Source organism: Pseudoalteromonas sp. ABE4_541, from assembly GCF_056312285.1.
Map to the genome: position 1 here is coordinate 1 of NZ_JBSVEM010000035.1, position 20,802 is coordinate 20,802.

At 42.3% G+C, this 20,802-nt stretch carries 10 protein-coding genes; 2 read left to right on the forward strand and 8 right to left on the reverse strand.

From position 1 onward, the window contains the following. Positions 1-137 precede the first annotated feature (137 nt). The 6 genes from ACW689_RS20955 to ACW689_RS20980 all read right to left on the reverse strand — a co-directional run bounded on the left by ACW689_RS20955 (position 138) and on the right by ACW689_RS20980 (position 15,153). On the reverse strand, positions 138-9,272 hold the full coding sequence (locus ACW689_RS20955) for a calcium-binding protein (protein WP_476294293.1): 9,135 nt from the start codon (positions 9,270-9,272) through the stop codon (positions 138-140). Between the two features lies 1 nt (position 9,273). After that, positions 9,274-9,957 (reverse strand): hypothetical protein, encoded by a 684-nt coding sequence (locus ACW689_RS20960; RefSeq protein WP_476294294.1) that lies wholly within the window; start codon positions 9,955-9,957, stop codon positions 9,274-9,276. A 468-nt stretch (positions 9,958-10,425) separates the two neighbouring features. After that, positions 10,426-11,733: an HlyD family type I secretion periplasmic adaptor subunit gene (locus tag ACW689_RS20965; RefSeq protein WP_476294295.1), complete on the reverse strand. Its 1,308-nt coding sequence runs from the start codon at positions 11,731-11,733 to the stop codon at positions 10,426-10,428. Continuing rightward, complete coding sequence (locus ACW689_RS20970) at positions 11,730-13,892, reverse strand: type I secretion system permease/ATPase (protein WP_476294296.1); 2,163 nt, start codon at positions 13,890-13,892, stop codon at positions 11,730-11,732. Before ACW689_RS20970 ends, ACW689_RS20965 begins: the two co-directional genes overlap by 4 nt. 654 nt (positions 13,893-14,546) lie before the next feature. Continuing rightward, positions 14,547-14,777, reverse strand: a complete 231-nt coding sequence (locus ACW689_RS20975) for a hypothetical protein (RefSeq protein ID WP_476294298.1) — start codon at positions 14,775-14,777, stop codon at positions 14,547-14,549. 67 nt (positions 14,778-14,844) lie between these two features. Beyond that, positions 14,845-15,153, reverse strand: a complete 309-nt coding sequence (locus ACW689_RS20980; RefSeq protein WP_476294299.1) for a DUF1330 domain-containing protein — start codon at positions 15,151-15,153, stop codon at positions 14,845-14,847. A gap of 207 nt (positions 15,154-15,360) precedes the next feature. Between ACW689_RS20980 and ACW689_RS20985 the strand changes: the two genes are divergently transcribed. Continuing rightward, positions 15,361-16,566: an endonuclease/exonuclease/phosphatase family protein gene (locus ACW689_RS20985; protein WP_476294300.1), complete on the forward strand. Its 1,206-nt coding sequence runs from the start codon at positions 15,361-15,363 to the stop codon at positions 16,564-16,566. 58 nt (positions 16,567-16,624) lie between these two features. Here ACW689_RS20985 and ACW689_RS20990 read toward each other — a convergent pair whose 3' ends face one another. After that, complete coding sequence (locus ACW689_RS20990; RefSeq protein ID WP_476294301.1) at positions 16,625-18,523, reverse strand: S9 family peptidase; 1,899 nt, start codon at positions 18,521-18,523, stop codon at positions 16,625-16,627. A 629-nt stretch (positions 18,524-19,152) separates the two neighbouring features. Between ACW689_RS20990 and tpx the strand changes: the two genes are divergently transcribed. Beyond that, positions 19,153-19,656, forward strand: a complete 504-nt coding sequence (tpx, locus tag ACW689_RS20995) for a thiol peroxidase (protein ID WP_476294302.1) — start codon at positions 19,153-19,155, stop codon at positions 19,654-19,656. Between the two features lie 86 nt (positions 19,657-19,742). On the opposite strand, the gene ACW689_RS21000 is transcribed toward tpx, so the two are convergent. Then, a complete protein-coding gene (locus ACW689_RS21000) occupies positions 19,743-20,369 on the reverse strand; it encodes a hypothetical protein (RefSeq protein WP_476294304.1) in 627 nt (208 codons plus the stop codon). Between the last annotated feature and the right edge of the window lie 433 nt (positions 20,370-20,802).

The following is a 20,802-nucleotide window of genomic DNA, read 5'->3' on the forward strand; positions in this document are numbered from 1 at the left end:
GCTTCCAGTTCTTTCTTATTCATCATTGCCTATCCTAAACCCTTTTTAAGGATTAATAATAGGCAGTTACACAGATTTAGTTACAGAGTCAAAAAACCCGGACCATTCAAATCCGGGTTTGTTAAACCTAAACTGTCTTAAACCTCATAGAACATCATACTAGACTCTAAAAGCTGCCTTCTAGCCACTTCTGAAGCGTCAACGTCAAGTCCCATTGCATTGATAGATTGCGATAAACTTTCAAACATAAGCTCAACGTTAGCACCTGTTGCTACTCCCATTAAACTCGGAGAATCTCCAACAACTTTGCTATGTAGTGTGAGTTTATCCCACACAGTTCCGTCCGAAAACTCCACAAAATCTATTTGAAGACCTGAAAATGAGGAACTGCTATCTGAACTGTAAAATTGCTCCAAAGTGATACTGCCAGGCTCAATAATATTACCGTTACTTGTTGTACCCCCCTCAATTTCAATGACTAATGCACTACCTATACGTTTGAAGGTTATCAATGAAGTATTAATGTCTCCTTGGAGCACAAGCTTATTCGTTGTTTCTTGTTCTTGCTGTAGCTCTGCGGCAATGATGTCATGCCCGCCACCATAGCGGTAGTAATAAATGTCTGAACCAAGCCCTCCAATAAGGGTTTCGTTCCCTGTCCAGGAGTAAATATGATCATCTCCAGCGCCGCCATCTAATATACTTGCTCCTGCATCTCCCCAAAGCTCGTCATTACCCGTGCCCCCGTAGAGTTCATCACTGCCCATCGCTTCAAGGTAATCATCCCCTGCACCACCATATAATTTATCGTGTCCGTCTCCAGCATAAAGGGAATCATTGCCATCTTCGCCATACAAAGTGTCATCGCCACTTCCAGCAAACAGATTATCGTTTCCAGCATTACCATTGAGAATATCGTCGCCGCTGTCGCCATAGAGACCATCATCACCATCACCACCAATCAGCGTGTCATGACCATCTTTGCCATACAGTTCATCTTTATCAGCACCACCATCTAACAGGTCATTGCCACTACCACCAAGTAGTTCATCACGACCGTCTCCACCTTCGAGTCTATCATCTCCATCCCCACCTTCTAGCCTATCTTTGCCCATCCCTCCTTGAAGAATGTCATCGTCACTTTCACCCGCAAGGTTATCGTCACCATCACCACCTAGTATTTCATCATTCCCAAGCCCACCGTAAATCCAATCATCGCCGTTTCCACCATCCATAAAGTCATCACCTGCGTGACCATACAGATAATCGTTCCCTTCACCTCCAGCTAGTTGGTCATCTCCATCATTTGCATACAATTTGTCATTGTCAGCACCTCCGTTTAATGTATCACCACCTATGCCACCGTGTAGCTCATCAACGCCAGCTCCACCTATTAACGTATCGTCTCCGTCACCACCGCTAAGGTAGTCTTTGCCTTCGCCCCCATCAAGGTAATCATTCCCAGCAACCCCTTGCAGGTTATCATCTCCCTCTTCACCGTATAACTTGTCATTACCATTACCCGCATTCATGTAATCATTGCCTAGACCGCCGAGTATTTCATCATCTCCATCATGGCCGAACAAACCATCATCACCTCCCTTGCCATCTATGAAGTCATTCAGGGAAGTCCCTGATATTCCCTCACCATTATCAGTACCAACAGGTGGTAGCTTATTAATTAATGTCAAATCTAATCGAGATCCATCGGCAAACTTAATAGCAGCTAAAGACCCTATATCAATCGCCCAAAAATAACCTTTAACCTGTATCTCGCCACCATCAGCGAGCTTGATTAGCAAGTCATTTGCACTTCGAGCAAAAGTTAAATCACTTTGCAAAATATCATCGCCAAATTGGAGAGTATCTGTAGGTAGCTGTGTTTCTTGAGCAATGGAAGCACTAATTGCCAGTGCACCATCACCACGGCCGTAATGGTATGTGTCCGTTCCTAAACCACCCGCCATTATGTCAGTACCAGCTCCACCATATAGGTGATCATCTCCCGCTTCACCAATTAACTCGTCATCACCTTCTCCGCCTTTGAGAATGTCATTACCCGCGCCGCCTTCTAATTTGTCATTCCCCGCCAAGCCATTAATGTTGTCGTCTCTATCAGAACCAACAATATGGTCATCACCTGCTGTGCCATCGGGTACTCTAAAAGGTGCATCTTTCAGTTGAGCATATTCCCAAGTGGTACCATCAACAAATTCCACTTTATCCAAGCGGTATATTGAACGCCCCCCAAATTCATCAAAGTAATTTTCAACCTTTATTTCATCTCCCAACTCAAAAGTGAGATATAAATCGTTTCCAAGTCGAGAAATACGGACATCTTCGGTCTTTATATCTTCAGCAAAAACTAACCTATCAGTTGAGTTTAGGTAATCTTCATCACGGTTATTTATAGTTAGCTGGCCATCGCCACGTGCATAGGTATAGGTATCGCTTCCTTTACCACCTTCTACATAATCATTTCCGACACCAGCATCGATTTTATCATTACCTCGACCTCCTTTGAGTATATCGTCACCTTCATTACCATATAACTCATCATCCCCATCATTCCCATATACTTGGTCATTGCCTTGTCCACCAATTATATGATCACGTTTTCTATGCCCATATATTATATCATTACCACCTAGGCCCTTTAACGGCGGGGCGTTTATGATAGAGTCTTCTGGAAGAAGATATGACATCAAAGTATCATCCCCCTCTGTTGCGCGTAGCAAAGCTTCTTTGACTTCATAAGGACTCAACGTTGCCCCATTTGCGAATTGAATTGTTAAACCCGCATCGTGATTTGTTGGTGAAGCAAGGTCTTGGTACCAGCGGCTAGAGAAGTAATTTCTAATGATAATGGTCTGGTTCGTCGCCACTGATAGTTCTAAATCATCCTCTAACCTTTGTACTTGTAATTCAAACTTATCGACCCCCATTAGGAGCAATTTGTCACTTCGATCATACTGGGCATCTATAGTCAAATTACCGTCACCACGGGTATATTGGTAAATATCAGAACCTTGTCCCCCTTGCATAAAGTCACTACCTTGGCCGCCAATAAGTACATCATCACCAACACCGCCATATAATAAATCATCACCAGCGCCACCAGATAAAGTGTCGTTACCACCGCGCCCATATATCGTGTCATTACCGCCCATACCATCTATCGCGTCGTCTGTTGCAAGCCCTTGCAGATGATCATCGCCATCAGTTGTAATGGTGAGCATGGTTTGAATATCATGCAATGTCCAAACCGTGCCGTCTTTAAATTCTACAGCGCCTATTGAAGCCATTCCTGCATTATAAAAACCAGAAATAATGATTAGTTCATCACTACTTAAAACTAGCGTCAAATCTTCACTTAAATCACCTTTTAAGGTACGAACCAACTCAATATCACTCGGTAGAATTCCCTCACCAAACTTAATGGTATTGTCTACACCTCTCCCTGTGTCCTTAACGACTACCGTGCCATCACCACGGCTGTAATGATATACGTCATCACCTTCACCACCTGCGAGATAGTCGTTGCCTGCTCCACCCGATAGCTCATCATTACCTTCTCCACCATAAAGTTGGTCATCCCCTTCATCACCGTAGAGCTTATCGTCGCCTTGCCCACCTTTAATGATGTCATTTCCGCCTAAGCCGCTAATAACATCCGCAGAAGATGTACCTTCTATTTCATCATTTCCCTGCGTACCTGCTAGGTCCGCCAAGTCATCCAACAACGTCAAATCGAGCGCACTGCCATCTGCAAAAGTCACAGCTGACAACTTGTAATACGTACTAGTCGACTGAGCGTAGAAATTTTCAACCTTGATTTGCTCTCCTTCACCTAGAGAAATAACAAGGTGCTCGCCAAAGCGTTTTAAATGCAAATCTGACTGCTCAATACCCTCACCAAATAACAGTTTGCCTGCATTTAGTTGATTGTCGTCGCTATCATCTATTGTGAGATAGCCATCGCCTTTGTTGTAATGATATACATCTCGACCAATCCCTCCAATCAGCCTATCGCTGCCGGGGCCACCGTATAACTTGTCATCACCACTACCGCCATTGAGGGTATCATTCCCCTCACCACCATATAAAATATCGTAACCACCACGCCCTTCTATATAATCATGTCCTGCTAAACCATTAATTTGGTCTGCCTCTTCAAAGCCAAAAATGCGATCCGCTTCGCTTGACACCGCTTTTAGTAAGTATTGTTCTTTAACATCATCAAGTCGCCATACATCACCATTAGCAAACTGAATTTTATCAAGTGCAAATTGTATATTTCCAAAATAATTGGCAACTTTGACATGCTCATCGTTACCGAATGAAAGTATGAGATTATCGGAAAAGTAACCGACGTCGTGGATTATTTCGATATCCGCTTGAGCAATCCCGTCAGCGAATTGCAAAGTGTCGCGTGCAATATCAGCTCCAGCTTCGTAATTGTTAATGGTTAGCTGACCCTCACCGATTGCAAAATGATACGTATCATTACCTAAACCGCCTTCAGCCAAATCTTTTCCAGCTCCACCTCTTAGTGTATCGTCACCAGCGCCACCTTTGATGTTATCGTCGCCTTCACCACCGTCGAGTACATCATTTCCTTCGCCACCATTAAGCTTATCGTTGCCAGCTTGCCCATTAATAAAGTCATCTGTGTCAAAACCATTAATCTCATCATTTCTGAATGTGCCGCCAAAGTAATGTGCAAGAACGTCTTCAACTCTCCAGTTTGTACCGTCAGCAAATTGAATTGTGAAATTTTCTAAAGCAGGCTGATAATACCTGTTCAAATAATTCTTGATATGAACGACTTCTCCACCCTCTAGGGAGAGCTTCAAGACCTTATCTGCATATTCAGGCACATCATCACCAAAGTCGACGTCATGATAAAAGCTGATTTGTATATCCGCAGTCGAAATGCCGGAACCAAAAATTAATTTGTCTTGTTCAGAGCTAAGCCGAGCTTCATATATCTTTAAACTGTCATTTCCAATATCAAAGTGATAGGTGTCAGAGCCTTCTCCCCCCCGAGCAATATCATTGCCTTCTCCACTTCGAATAACATCATTGCCTTTCCCTGCTTCAAGAACATCGTCGCCATTGCCTCCATCAAGAATATCATTGCCGCGGCCACCTGTTAGGTAATCGTCGCCAGTGCCCCCTTCCAGTGTATCGTTGTCGTCACCACCTTTTAGCCTATCATCTCCATCCCCTCCTTTGAGGAGATCATCACCTTTCCCCCCGACTAAATAATCTTTACCAGCCTCGCCTTTTAAGACATCATTTCCCATATCACCGTACAGATGATCAGCCCCTTCACCTCCTACTATTAAATCATCACCAGCACGCCCATACACCTTGTCATTACCAAGGCCTGCACTAAAGATATTGTCTTGTTCGTCCCCATAAATATCATCATCACTATTGCTACCAGACCAATCTTTTAATTGTTGGATCACATGAGAGAAATCTACCGTACTCCCGTCATGAAACACCAAATGATTTAATTCAAACTGACTCCCAATAAAAGCATTTTGCACTAATACTTGCGTAACTAGGTTATGGCTATCAATGGCGATCAATAAACTATTTCCAGTACGTTGATAACTAACATCCGACTCTTTAATTCCTTCTGCAAATAAAATACGCTCAGAAGACCCTCCGCCTTTTGTACTTTCAATAATATCTTGACTACCATCAGCAGCGATTAGATAAGTATCATTGCCATAACCACCAAATAGATAATCGTCTCCCAAGCCCCCCTGTAAAACGTCATCACCCCGTCCACCGCTGAGCTTATCATTGCCTAAACCACCAGAAAGCTGATCATCCCCTGAGCCCCCCTTTAATATATCGTGCCCTTCATTACCCAATAGTCGATCGTTACCTGCTTCGCCTTCAATGGTGTCATCTCCTAAACCGCCAGTCAGAGTATCATCTCCTCCTTGCCCATTGAGTAAGTCCTCTCCGCCCAAACCATTGAGGATATCGGCATCTATGCTCCCCCAAATTGTGTCTGTATTTTCTGTAGCTAATGTTAGTTTGTCGATGAGTTGTTGAGCGCTCCACTGAGTATCAACACTCTCTGGATCGGTAAAAGTGAACTTTTGAATAGTACTTATTGCATCAAACTGCCCGATAATACGCACTTCATCAATGCCTTCATGGACAATAATACGCACATCGCGTTCTGTTCGAACGAGTTTAATATCTTGGGCGCGGATCCCGTGACCAAACACGACGTCATTTATACCTTTGTTAGCAGCGTTTTCAGCGATTACATCTAACCCAAAACCTAGTTCAAAATGATATTGATCATTTCCATGACCACCATCCAAGATATCGTCCCCAACACCGCCAACCAGCACATCATCTCCTTGACCTCCCAGCAACGTATCTTGCGCCTCTCCCCCATCTAATGTGTCATTACCTTTGCCACCATACAGTAGATCATTGCCGCCTTGACCTTGTAAATCGTCGCCTCCTTCATCACCATACAAGGTATCATTACCCGCACCACCGGCTAGTGTGTCATCACCCGCTTTTCCATACACAAGATCATCGCCTGCAAGGGTATTTATATTGTCGTGTTGCGATGTGGCATGTATTTCATCATCACCATCTGTTATTTGTTGGCTAATTACACTTATCGTATCAAAGTACTCTGGCCCTACTTCAATAGCGCTTCCATCCGCAAAGACTATGGTATCAATATGTTTTAATAAATCCCCCTGTGCAAAATGAGATTCAATAAACAGCCGCTCCCCCGTCTGCGTAATTTCAATCACTAAATCGTCTCCTCTACGCTTCAAGTTAATATCAGCGATTGATAGAGACCCTATCATTTGTACAGTGTCATAGCCTGGGCTTGATGGCTCATCGCCAAATACATCGATATTGCGGATTGTGTCTTGGCCATACCCCACACCAAACCGATATACATCGTTGCCTACCCCACCAATCAGTACATCATTACCCACACCACCGTCTAATATATCGTCTCCTTTCCCACCATAAAGTTCATCATTGCCGTCAAGTCCAAATAGGTTGTCATTGTTGTCACCTCCTACCAGCACTTCTGAGGTTAATACATTGTTTAAGTTTGATAAAAGATGCTGCGTCTCAGCTGAATATGAGTCCAACACGCCTGCGTGTATTTTTTCCTCAAACTGATTTACAAAGTTTTGAAAGTGTTTATTGGTGTATGGGTCAACCCCTCGAATAGCTTTTACAACCTCTGAAATATACTGTTGTGCTTGCTGTGGGTAGGCCTCGACTTGATTAATAATTACATTAATTGCATAGTCAAAGTTTGCCTGCCATTGCCCAGTTACTTCATCTTGAACCCAATCTATCTGACTAAAAAAAGGCGCTAAAAAACTACTCGCTGCCAACTTAAAAAATATCTTATCTGACCAGTCACTAAATATTGTTTCATACTCTCGGGCATAATCTTGGCCCGTCCCCTGTGGGATCGGTATATCAAAACCATATAGCATTTCTAACGTGGCAATTTTTCGCTTATCTATGGGCGATTGAAAGTAATTACCACCGGGATTACCGCCTTGCCCAGCCCAGTGATACATCACTTCCACCAGCAGGTTTTGTCGCATTTGGTATGTGGTCGCATTGGCAAAACGCTCAACCAACCCTGTAAGCTGGCCTGAAGTATCATTTGCCATTGCCTCATGGAGTGAGCTTACTTTGCCATACCCTCTTACATTTGGTAGTGCAGCAATATGTTCTGGCGCATCAAATGGGGCAACTTGCGTTTGTGTTAAATTAACATCAAACCACACGTCATTCATTGCCCGTACTTGGCCGTCGCTGGTTGTAAAAAAGCCAAGCTGGCGATGTTCATTATTGTAGTTATCTATTATCTCGGAGCCTTGGTGAGAAAGTGATATGCTGCCAACCCCAGCTTCTTCTAGTGTTAGCAGCTCACCGTCATCGGTTTTACCATTTTGATTTTTATCTTGAAAAACACGCAGCCGATTAAATACGGTATCATTACTATCAATCACGCCATCACTATTGCTGTCATACTGTGCCAGTGCAACAAACCCATGTTCGGCTTTTTGGCCATTAGCTAGGATAGTATGGCTCCCAAATAACTCTTGGCCTGTGCTAATTTTACCATCACCATTCAAATCAATGGCTAACAACCCATCATCAGCACCAGCAAAGCCAGACAATTCTTGAAAGCCATCGCCTTCATGGTCAAAGTAAATACCTTGCTCGTGACCAACCGTTTCAACCCCGTCACCATCTAAGTCTAAGACAAGTGGTGAGGCTGGTTGAGGGGTGGGTGTTTGCGGGGCTATTTTAGGTGCTGTGGTTTCTGCTACTCCATATTCGGAGTATGATGCCATAGCGGTTTCAAATGATGCGTTACCATTAGCAGATGTCATGTAGTTAACACTTAACACCTTGCCAGATATGGCATCCATCATCCTTTCATACCAACCGTCTATAGAACGGTCAATATTGTTAATACGCTCTAGTATGTCGCCAGCTTGATTGGCCATCCAACCGGAGAAGCCGTCAAAAGAGTCGCCCAAAGAGACCTGAACATCATCATATACTTGGTCGAGAAACTCCGCGCTTGCATCTAATGCATTATTAATATGCTCCGTCATCTCAAGTTTATCCCAAGCAACCGCTGCACCATAGGCGAAAGCAGCACTAACCGCTGCGGCCAAAACAATTGGTGCATTACTGAGCACAAAGGGTGCTGCAGCTGATCCAAGTGATGAGCCAATCACCCCAGCACCTATACCTGTTAAGGTTTTTAATGAGCCTGCTACCTCTCCCTCTGTTTTTACATTTATCATTAAGTCCAGTATGGTAAGGGGGCCTGACTTCGTGTATTTGACATAACGCTCAAATGCACTTATTTCTTGCTTTGTTAAGTTGCTATCGGCTAGTTGTCTGAAAATAGACAAATAGGTTTCAATAGCCACCTGTACTGCAGTCGTCTCATTACCCCAGCTATCTGGGCGATATGCTTCTGCCGTTTCAGCATTAGCTATAGTATCTAGGTGAGGATCAAAGTGCACCAATACATTATCTGGATCAATACCGCCTACTAACCCAGTATCAACGGCGTGCTCTGAACCTATTGGCCCACCTTCGGTAATAGAGCCGTCAGTATTAATCCAACGTTTAGTGCCATTTGGTAACGTATATTCCTTCGCCACAGCCGGAATTGATAGGTTATATCTTTGAAAATACTTATGTTGTAAATTATCCATTTTAAGAACGTCCTTTTAATTTGAAATTTAGTAAAGCATCAAAAAAAACTAATAAAAATCTAGCATAGGCATGAATAAGAGAACCAACCATAATAAAAAAAAAGAACAGCCCAGCCGAGCCAAAAAGCAATAAATGCTCTTTAACTCTATATATAAAAAACCTTTCCAACACCCCATCATCACCAACAGAAGGAACCCCCATTAAAAACAGGTGATAAAATGCATACCAAAACACAAAATGAAAACCAAATAAAATTATAAAAACAAAATAAGCATGGTAAAAAATAGATCTACCTTGAACCTTATACTTTATGTGGTTTATTAATAAAGGCAAGTTAGCGAAAAGCAGACCGTATACAACCATTGGGATAGCAAACGCCACCCAGACGGTATAAATCGCACCGTGGTAGAGTCTCATCGACCCCGATGCTTTTGCTTGCTCTTCCAGCACTGGATTAAAACTGCTATGCCAATTAACAATGGCTTCAAGCCATTTGGGATATCCCTCTATACCACCCGAAGCGCTATATACCTGAGGGTCAATCAACACGTAGTAAATCAAAATATGCAAAAAAATGAATAAAGCCAACATAGCGTATAAGAAGTAATTAGCTTTCTTTATATCTATACCCGTAACTGAATATGGCTTCTGAATTTCTTCCAAAAAACGTTGTTTAAATGACATAATCCACCTCATTAACCCAACAAATATAAAAGTCACCACGACTTACCTTTGTTATTTTCTTTATAACGTCGATTCAAAACAAAAAACACAATGCCATATATAAAAAATAATAAAAAAAACATCCCCCAAGTAGAGTACAACGCAATACTATAAGGATTCGTTTTAAGTGATGATTTTATATAGGGAGCTATGCTCGGCAAATGAGCACAGTAATAATTAACAAGATCGATATACCCTGTTAAATAGCCTGATTGGCCGCCACTGCGCATATATTCCACAGGCTCTATCAAATAAGCGTAAATAGCTATGTGTAAAAGTAAAAACGAAAATAACAGACTAAAGAGGCACACAAGCCTTATCTTGGTTAGGCTAACGTGTACTTTATTCATTTGCGATGAGCGCTCAAACATTTGTGTCCAAAACATTTTCTCTTTCCTTAAGATAGTTATTACGGCAATAATGCCTACATCAACGCTCTCTCGCGCCTTCGTGTGCATGCTGAATAATCGGAGAGAGTAAAAACTCCACAATATAACGTTGCCCTGTTTTTACTTCTGCGGTTACATTCATTCCTGCGCTCAAGGGGACTTCTCTACCGTCCACATTGAGTGACTGCTTCTCAAGCTTCACTTTTATTGGAAAAATCAACCCTAATTGCTCGTGCTCTATTGCATCGGTAGATACTTCAATTAAGGTCCCTTCAATCACGCCATATCGTGTAAAGGGAAAGCTCTCTACTTTTACTTCAACGTTTTGACCTACATAAGCAAAACCAATGTCTTTGTTGAGTAATCCTGCATCTACGATCAATTCATCATCTTCAGGAATAATGCGCATTAGCTCTTGTGCAGGTGTCACAACTTCGCCTAATGTTGTTATGGTTAAGTTTTCTACCGTGCCGGATACAGGCGCTCTTAATTGCATCTTTTGCTCTAAAAAACGACTTTTTACAAGATCTTCGCTAATTTGGTGATATTGAACTTGTAGTTGGTTAATTTGCGCCAGAGTATTTTGTAACGCTTCAGCCTGCTTTTGCTGCAAGTTACTATTAGCACTTGCCATAGCAGCTCTGAGGCGTTTAATGTTCGCGCCTTCAATCGGTAATTGTGCTTCTAGCGCCAATGCCTCTTGCTTCAAAGCCAAGTACTCTTCCCTTGATACCATTTTACTGCTTTGTAGTTTTTCTAAAGAAGCGGTGCGCTCCTGCAATAAAGGTAGGGTTTTTTCTATTTTAACTTTACTTAGCTGAGCTGACTGAAGTTCAGCCTCAAGGCGTGCCACCACTGACGTCAACATACTTATCTGGGTCTCATGAAGTCGCTTTTCGCTGTTGAGTAGCCGAGCTTGCTCACGTGTCAGCTCTGGTAGATTTTGTATTACACGGTTTTCTATCCATGTACTGTATTGAGTTAGTCGATAAATTTGCTGTTGCAAGTCACTTTGCTGATGCGCCAAATTTCGACTTTGAGCAGCATTAATTGCAGGGTCTAGCTCAAGCAATAAATCCCCCTTGCTTACCTTTTGCCCTTCTTGAACATAGATTTTAGCTACAACACCAGTTTCCATCGGCTGGACTGTTTTAACACGCCGCTTTGGCACAACTTTGCCATTTGCTGTAGCAACAATATCAATTGGGCTCATACATATCCAAGTTATACCGACTATCAGCAATAAAACTAAAGTCCAAACAATACTTCGGGCTAGTTTTGGTGGTGGCGCGGCTTGAATTTCCAGTGCTGCAGGTAAAAATTCGTAATCAATAATATGAGGCTTCATACCGGGTGCCTGCTCAGTTTGGTTTCACTAAATTGCAGGTGATAGAGGTAATGGTAATGACCCTGAGACGCGAGTAGCACTTTATGCGACCCCTGCTCAACTATCCGTCCTTTGTCTAACACAACAATACTATCTGCATGCTGCACAGCACTTAAGCGATGAGCAATAATAAACACGGTTCGACCATGACTGATCTGCTGCATATTATGCTGAATAATGCGCTCAGACTCGTAATCTAGTGCACTCGTTGCTTCATCAAAAATCAAAATAGAAGGGTCAGTGAGCAGCGCTCTTGCAATAGCAATACGTTGTTTTTGCCCACCTGATAAGTTAGCCCCCTGCTCACCTACTTCTGTGTCATAAGCATGTGGCAACTCCAATATGAATTCATGAGCACCCGCGAGTTTTGCCGCTTTAATGACTCGCTCTAAAGAAGATGAGGGATCACTCAATGCAATATTGTCTCTTACGCTAGCATTGAACAAAAAGTTTTCTTGCAGTACCACCCCCACTTTTTGCCGAAGCCAACTTGGGTTGATCAGTGAAAGGTCAACATTATCCACCAACACACGGCCTGAACTTACCAAATATAAACGTTGAATCAACTTAGTTAGAGAGCTTTTTCCTGACCCTGAGCGCCCTACAATCCCTATAACTTCGCCCGCTTTTATATCTAAGTTAATATCACTCAATACATTCGGGCGCTCAGGGGAGTAGCTAAAGCTAACATGCTCAAAACGTACTGCACCATTTAATTGAGGGAGTGAAAGTTTGTTTTTTTCACCACTTTCAACTGGCGAATTAAGTATATCTCCTAACCGCTCAACGGATATTCTCGCCTGCTGAAAATCTTGCCAAAGATTTGCAAAGCGCATGATTGGCGCTGCCACTCTCTGCGCCAGCAAGTTAAACGCGATAAACTGGCCTATTGATAAACTGCCATCTGTAACAGCCATTGCCCCAAAATATAAAATAAGCAAACCTGTCAACTTCGTTACAAATGAAGAACATTGACCATAGATGTTATTTAATTGTCCAGCTTTAAAAGACACACTCACATAAGCAGCTAGTTTGTCCTCCCACTTGCTACGCATTTGAGGTTCAATAGCAAGAGACTTAACCGTTTCCAAGCCGTGAACAGATTCAACTAAAAATGAGTGGTTTTCTGCACTTCTCTGAAACTTATTTTCCAAACTGTGCCTAAGTCTTGGACCTAACGAAAAAGCAATAACAAAGTAAAAAGGTAAGCTTCCAACGACAATCCAAGTTAACATTGGTGCGTAATAAAACATGACGGCAAAGAATACCAGCGTAAACAACATATCTAACACAACAGTAAGCGCTGACCCCGTCATAAAATCACGGATTGTGTCTAGCTCTTTTAATCTCGCGACTGTATCTCCGACTCTGCGCGATTTAAAAAAAGCAACCGGGAGTTTCAGCATGTGGTCGTACAGCAAAGAGCCAAGTTCAACATCGACCCGATTAGTCGTATGGCTAAATAGGTAGCCCCGTAAACCTGTCAGTAACACCTCAAAGACAATAACGAACAAAAACCCAATCGCTAACACATCAAGTGTCGTCATGCCCTTATGAACCATAACCTTATCAATAGCAACTTGAAAAAATATCGGGGATGCAAGGGCAAGTAATTGAATAAAAAACGATGCAATCAACACATCAGTAAAAAAACGCTTGTATTTAGCCATTACTGGCAAAAACCACTTAAAACCAAACCGCGCGGTGTACGTCAGTAAACCCCCTCTAGGGGTAAGCATCAAAACCTGTCGCTCATAATTTTCATAAAACTGCGCATGCGATATCAATACAGCGCTCTGATTAGAGGTCACATCTTGTACTAATATCCCTTTGTCTGAGCAACTCACAATAAGCGCGAAATGCCCATCAACATGCTTTGCAATAACAGGGAGTGTTTTTTGGTTGAGTGATGATACGGGCGTTGTTTTAAACTTAGCTTTAAACCCTAAAGACTTTGACGCGCGGATAATCTGAATATCAATAAACTTAGACTCGCTAAGTTTAGGGTCAGTAAAGTTGCGCCTCAATTCATCAATGTTGACAGCGCATTTGTGGAGTCTGCCCGCTAAGGCAAGACAAACAAGCCCGGACTCGAACTTGCGGTAGTTATTATCTTCCATGACTTATAACTCTAATTTAAATTGTCGTAGTGAGCTTCAATACTGTAGTGCAAAGCGTCAGCGCCTACAAATTAATTTACACCATTTACATATTAATAAAGTAATTTAATAACTGCACTGTTGTTAAGTGAGTTACAGAACAGCCTGATATCATACTGTTGACGCCTCCCCAATCCACAGGCTAATGCAGGCACGTTCCAAGTGTGGCTCATTTTAGGTCAATCATATTGGTGGCTTTGGTCATATTTTCTGGATTGAAAAAGGCGAGCGGCGACAAACGCAACCACAATGGGATCTGAATGATGAAGTCCATATGGTTAACCACATGAATGACGACCATCGTCAGCGACGGCTGTTACCTACGTGCTAACGAGAAGAGTTACTACATACAAAACCGTGTTTAGACAGTACTTGTGTACGTAAAGAGTTGGTGAGGTTAACCAAAGCAGCAAGAGAACAACTCGCCGAAGAAAGTGAAGCCACTGCCGAGAGATACAACGTCATTCTTGATGTATTTTTAGAGCAGAACCCAAGCTATTAAACTCGGGTCTGTCTACTGTACAGTGCAATGGCAACAGACTATTATTAACGTAACCCGGTGCTAAACCAGCCACAAACTTACGTGTTTACGCACTAAAAAAGCAATCACACGCACTAGTCTCCCCCACCACTGCCACCGTCAGACGAATCGGAACCGTCATAAGAGTCATAGTTTGTAGTGCGGCTGTGGCCTGATGAGCGCCCCCATAATCTCCATCCTGAGCCCTCAACGGTCATGATAAAAATAGCAACAACAATAAAAATCAGTCCTATGCTAAAGCTATCAGTGAATATTTGATAAAGACCCAATACTAAACAAACCATTGCGGCTATCGACTTTGCCATATTATTTTAACTCCCTTTATTAATATTTGACGATTCTCAACTGATAGAGTTTATCATTTAAAAATGGCTAGGGCGTGTCGTTCTTTTCGTAACTAGAAATGATGGTGGTATGCGCAACGGATGAGTCAAAATAACGGGCTTTCACTGCCACATAATCTGAGTCTGAGAAAAAGCTTTCGGCTTTACTTTGGCTTGGAAAATGAATAGTAAAAACGCGATTAATTGGCACATCAACCTGAGAGAGCAACACTTCAGACACCTTAAAATCAAAACCAAACCCACCACCATAGTGACTTAAGATTGGTTTCATTGCCGCTCGGTACTGAGCATAAACTTCATCATTTGACACGTCTAACCCAACTAAAAACTCATACATATACTTCACTCCCTTATTAAAACTAAAACGACATAATGGTACGCTCGTTATACAAGGTTTTCACTATTTAAATTAGATACTTGATTGATTGTCCATCAACCGAATACTCACTGCGATTAAAAACCACAGATTACTTACATCTCACCCGCTTCTTTTTCAAATTTTCCATGTAAACTATCTCTCCCATTTATTAGAACTCGATTAGCGATGAAACGTACTCTTCTCCCTGTTATTCTGGCAACGGCATTATTAAACTTAGGCTGTCATAGCCCGCAAGAGCTTAATAAACTAGCGCCAGAGGATAAGCCAACAATCAGAGTGGCGACTTTTAACGTCAGCATGGAAGCAACCAACTACAAATTGGCAAGTGGCCTTGATGCCTCTGGCAACGCGTTAAGCACAGCATTGCAAAGTGGCCAGTTCGAGCAAATAAACAACATTGCCCAGATCATTCAACGCACACGCCCCGACGTGATTTTACTGAACGAATTTGATTACATTGCCAATCCTGAGCAAGGAATAAATTTATTCAAACAACAGTATCTAGAGGTATCACAAAACGGTTTTGCGCCAATCCATTACCCATACATGTACCTAGCTCCCGTCAATACTGGCGTTAAAACACCATTATCTGACAAAAGTGCTCGCTTAAAACATTTCGGCTTTGGTCATTACGCGGGGCAATATGGAATGGTTGTCCTGTCTAAATTTCCTATCCAATCAGAGCAAGTGCGCACCTTTAAGCACTTTTTATGGCAGGATATGCCAAATAACCTCATGCCCACCGATCAAGCTGGCAAACCTTGGTATGCTCAGCATGAGCGCGACATTATGAGGCTGTCTTCAAAATCGCATTGGGATATTCCTATCAACATCTGCAACCAACAGCTCAATGTATTAGCAAGCCACCCAACACCGCCCGTATTCGATGGACCGGAAGATAGAAACGGACGCCGAAACCACGATGAGATCAGATTATGGAAAGATTACATCAGCCCAGCTGGTAATGATTATTTATATGATGATAAAGGACAGTATGGTGGCTTTGATGGTCAGTCGTTTGTCATTTTAGGTGACTTAAATGCCAGCGCCGTTGATGGTGATGCCCACCCTAATGCAATCAAACAACTGTTAACGCACCCGCGCGTCAATAATTACCCAGCGCCAAAGTCACAAGGTGGATTGCTTAATAAGCCAGAAAACCCAAATGGCCCAACACATACCGCCCACTGGGGAATGAGGGCTGACTATGTATTGCCATCAAGTGATTTAAAGGTTGTGCAAAGTGGCGTATTTTGGCCTGCTAAACATGAAGATGGCGCGGAGCTGGTTGGCAGCAGAGAAGCCTCCTCAGATCATCGCCTTGTTTGGATAGATATTGAATGGCCAAACGCAGACACACAATGCCAATAGGGTTATGAGATAAAAAAAGAGGGCCATCTTAAGTAGCCCTCTGCTTCATACATTCAGATCACAACGTGTCATCTAACCACTTAAAGAATTCACGTTGCCAAACAATGCCATTTTGTGGGCTCAGCACCCAATGATTCTCTTCAGGGAAGAATAAGAAACGACTTTTTAAACCACGCAGTTTTGCCGCTTGAAATGCTTGGAGCCCCTGCTCTAATGGTACACGGTAATCTTTGCCACCGTGGATCACAAACATTGGCGCATCCCACTTATCAACAAAGTTGATTGGGTTAAACTCGGTGTAAACTTTACTCGCAGCCTTGTTGTCTTTTTCCCAATAGGCACCGCCAAAGTCGTGGTTTACGAAAAAGACCTCTTCCGTTGAGCCATACATGCTGCGGGTATTAAACATTCCACAGTGAGCAATAAAGGTTTTAAAACGTCCATCATGGTGACCAGCTAAATAAAAAGCAGAATAACCACCATAACTCGCCCCTACTGCGCCTATACGCGCCTTGTCAACATAAGGGGCTTTTGCAACATCATCAATTGCATCGAGGTAGTCTTGCATCACCTTGCCACCCCAATCTTTGCTGATAGCTTCATTCCAAGCCACACCATGACCAGGCATGCCGCGGCGATTAGGCGCAACCACAATATAACCTTGTGACGCCATTACCTGAAAATTCCAACGAAATGAGTAAAACTGAGACAGCGCTGATTGTGGCCCACCTTGTAGGTACAATAACGTTGGATATTGCTTACTTTCATCAAAATTAGGCGGATAAATCACCCAAGTTAGCATATCGTGGCCATCTTTAGTTTTGACCATCTGCTTTTTAACCGTTGGTAAATCCAGCTCGGCATATAGCGCATCATTAACTTGAGTAAGCGCGCTCATGCTGCTATCGCTTAAATCAAAACGATATATCTCCGTTGCACGATTCATGCTGCTACGGGTGATCACCAAACTATCCGGTTGTGCTGCCACTATTCCCGTGATATCAAACATACCTTGACTCAGCTGCTCAATAGTTGGTTTTGCCTTACTGTTAACAGCTACACGGAATAACTGAATGGTGCCATCGGTTGGTGCAACAAAGTAAATATGCTTGCCATCATGGCTCCATTTGAAGCTATTAATTGTGCCATCCCAATGTTTGGTTAGGTTCAGCGGTTTATTATTAATTTGCACAATGATGTCGTTTTTGTCCGCCTCATACCCAGGTTTGTCCATCTGTAACCAAGCAAGCTGGCCCGTCACAGAAAACGCAGGATATTTGTCATAACCAAGGTTGTTTTGTGTAATGTTCGTGGTTTTTTTACTGGTAAGATTGTAGCGATAGATATCCGTATTGGTGCTAGTCACAGCCTCAGCACCGGTGAGCTTTTTACTCACGTAATAGATATTCTCCCCTTTTGGCCCCCAAATATAATCTTCAGCCCCACCAAACGGTTTTGTTGGGCTGTCGAAAGGTTGCCCATTCATGATATCAATTTTTTGTTCTGTCTCTAGGTCTTGATAAAACACATGGTTCACGCTGCCGTCGCGCCATGTGTCCCAGTGACGGTAGTTCAAGTCATCAAACACATACGCATTGGCTTGTGCCAAATCTTGGTGCTTATCGGTTGCTAGCACAGTCTCTACTTTCACTGTTTCATGAAACAGCTTTTTTCCTCCATCTGGGGAAATATGCGCGTCTACCACAAGTCCTTGATAATCGCTTAGGAGTCGAGCAGTTCCGCCTTTTAAAGGCACTTGGTACACCTGACTATCAAACTTATTGTTCGCAACATTAGGCGTGGTCACTTTATAAATCACGTGAGTTTGCGCTTTATTTAAGCCCAAAGCACTCACTCGCTTAACTTGCCACAGCTTTTCTGGGCTCATTATCTCGCCAGCTAACACACTGCTATTAATTGATAAGCCCAAGCTCACAGATAGTAAAATTTGCTTCATCGCAATATCTCTTAAAATAATAAAACGGGCCTAGGGTACATAATTCACAATAGGCTTAAAAGCAAACTCGATATGACACATATGCAGACGTGAAATCTGCTCGATAATCGCGCGAAAACAATTTAGACAAATCGTCAGATGCACAACTACCATATCAAATAGTGAGTTGTATCACCTTTTGAGGTTTGGGTATGAACGCTATCGTTATGTTTATTTGAAAAAGCCCTGCCCCTGATTTTGTTCAGCAAATTCCATTTTACTCCATTGCCTTCGTTGAACTCGCTCAATAAATACGTTGTACTTTCAAAGTAACACATCGAAGCTATTGATAGGTATAATTGTCAAACACCAGCTGCCCAGCAAAAAGCAGGCGCTATTCCAACAAAACCACACCATTTTATATTTTCATCGTTTTGTACTGCAGCTTTGTACCGCAGTGTTCCAAGGAAGTAAAAGCCTAGAAGCTAAGTTATTGGTCAGGGGTGTACTTTTAAATCTATTTTTCAACAATATATCTGTAATAAAATGTCAGACATCACTGACAAAGACATACTTGATAAGCGCACAGGTTGAATGTACCTTTTATCACACTTTTGTATTAACAATCACACTAATAAGGTATATTAGAAATGAAAAAAGTTACTTTTCAAGGTAATCCAGTCAATGTAGCTGGAACGTTCCCGGTTGCTGGCAGCACAATGCCAGCATTTTCTTTAACAGCAGCAGATTTATCTGAGCTAACCCCTGCTAATCTATCTGACCAGAACCTGATCCTAAATATTTTCCCAAGTATAGATACCCCTGTTTGTGCAAACAGTGTAAGACGTTTTAATCAAGAAGCCGCTCAATTGGAAGATACGCAAGTCATCTGTATTTCGGCAGATTTACCTTTTGCTGCGGGCCGCTTCTGTGAAATCGAAGGGATAAAGCATGTACAACACGCATCGACTTTCCGTAGCGCTGATTTTGCACAAACTTTTGGTGTAGCAATTCCAGATGGTGCTTTACAAGGTTTAACCACGCGTGCAATCGTATGTGTAAACAAAGAAGGTATTGTGGTTCACAGTGAGTTGGTTGCTGAAATCACAGACGAGCCGAACTATGAGGCTGCACTCGCTGCCTTTAAAAAATAAATAAGCGGTTTGGCATGGAGCGCTGGCTTGCACGCTCTGTGCCTCACGAGTCACTTACACAATAAACATATGAGCGCTCTTGCTTGTTAAATTTTCCCAACCATACAAGCTTGAGCGTTTTCATAAGCCTGCTGAAATACATCAAGCAATGCTTTATCAACGGGTTTTAGTGTCTTAGCTGGAAAATAATTGCTTTGCATTGCCAGCTTTTCGAGTATTCTATCGTTACTCAGGCCCATTTCTTTACTTAAATACAAGTAAACCCAAAGTAATTCTGATGCAGTAAAAAAGCCTGCTTCTATGTCTTCATAAAGCAATCGATATATTCCGAGTGCATCCTGAATGCTTGCTAATCTGGCGGTTAAATCTTCAAAAGAAAGATAAGTTGCCGCTGAATAGAGGGCCATGTTTCCACAAGGTGCCTTTTCCCAACCAGCAGCTAAAAAGCTCAAACACCCTCTCGTATCGTTGATCAGCAATCTATCATGGTAAGCACTTGCAATCTCGGCATAGTTGCCGAACAGTATTTCCATCGTTTTTCCAAAACGAGGTGACCAAAAATACAGCCCAACCTCATAGAGTTCATCCCATGTTTCATCTTCTAGCGTCACTTCTAAACTATAACCTTGGCATACTTCTTTGATCAGTCTCGTACTATTCTCATCAATAAAAGTAAATCCCGCTTGGGTAGCAATGTCTAAAAAACGTGCCATTTAATTCCTCAGCTCATGACTAATTATGACTTCAATGAGAGCATAAAATGCTTCAATTGATATCAGCAATTCATCGTTTTAGTAAGTTATTTTAACAATAAGTGAACGGCATGCAGGCAAGCCGCTCTGGTGTTTTTTATTTACTATCAAGACAGTAAATACTGTCACATGATTTTAACGTTAACGCATCAGCAAATATGAAATAGTCTTTTATTTTTGTGCGCAATATTGACGATGCTAGCACAAAGCGGCTTTTCAAATCTCAGAAGACGCGTATAAGCAACTGACATAGTTTAAAGCTATGAATAACTTTTAGATTAGACGCCTTGTCAAAACCGGAAGGGTAGTGTTTAGAAATCTGTGTCATTTCAGTAATATTAGGAAAACAGGAATGACACATGACTCAAGAATTCGATTTCAACAAAGCATTAGA

Bases quoted from the DNA above. Each gene is read 5' to 3' on its own strand.
- ACW689_RS20955 (WP_476294293.1), bottom strand. From the start codon at position 9,272: ATGGATAATTTACAACATAAGTATTTTCAAAGATATAACCTATCAATT.
- ACW689_RS20960 (WP_476294294.1), bottom strand. From the start codon at position 9,957: ATGTCATTTAAACAACGTTTTTTGGAAGAAATTCAGAAGCCATATTCA.
- ACW689_RS20965 (WP_476294295.1), bottom strand. From the start codon at position 11,733: ATGAAGCCTCATATTATTGATTACGAATTTTTACCTGCAGCACTGGAA.
- ACW689_RS20970 (WP_476294296.1), bottom strand. From the start codon at position 13,892: ATGGAAGATAATAACTACCGCAAGTTCGAGTCCGGGCTTGTTTGTCTT.
- ACW689_RS20975 (WP_476294298.1), bottom strand. From the start codon at position 14,777: ATGGCAAAGTCGATAGCCGCAATGGTTTGTTTAGTATTGGGTCTTTAT.
- ACW689_RS20980 (WP_476294299.1), bottom strand. From the start codon at position 15,153: ATGTATGAGTTTTTAGTTGGGTTAGACGTGTCAAATGATGAAGTTTAT.
- ACW689_RS20985 (WP_476294300.1), top strand. From the start codon at position 15,361: ATGAAACGTACTCTTCTCCCTGTTATTCTGGCAACGGCATTATTAAAC.
- ACW689_RS20990 (WP_476294301.1), bottom strand. From the start codon at position 18,523: ATGAAGCAAATTTTACTATCTGTGAGCTTGGGCTTATCAATTAATAGC.
- tpx (WP_476294302.1), top strand. From the start codon at position 19,153: ATGAAAAAAGTTACTTTTCAAGGTAATCCAGTCAATGTAGCTGGAACG.
- ACW689_RS21000 (WP_476294304.1), bottom strand. From the start codon at position 20,369: ATGGCACGTTTTTTAGACATTGCTACCCAAGCGGGATTTACTTTTATT.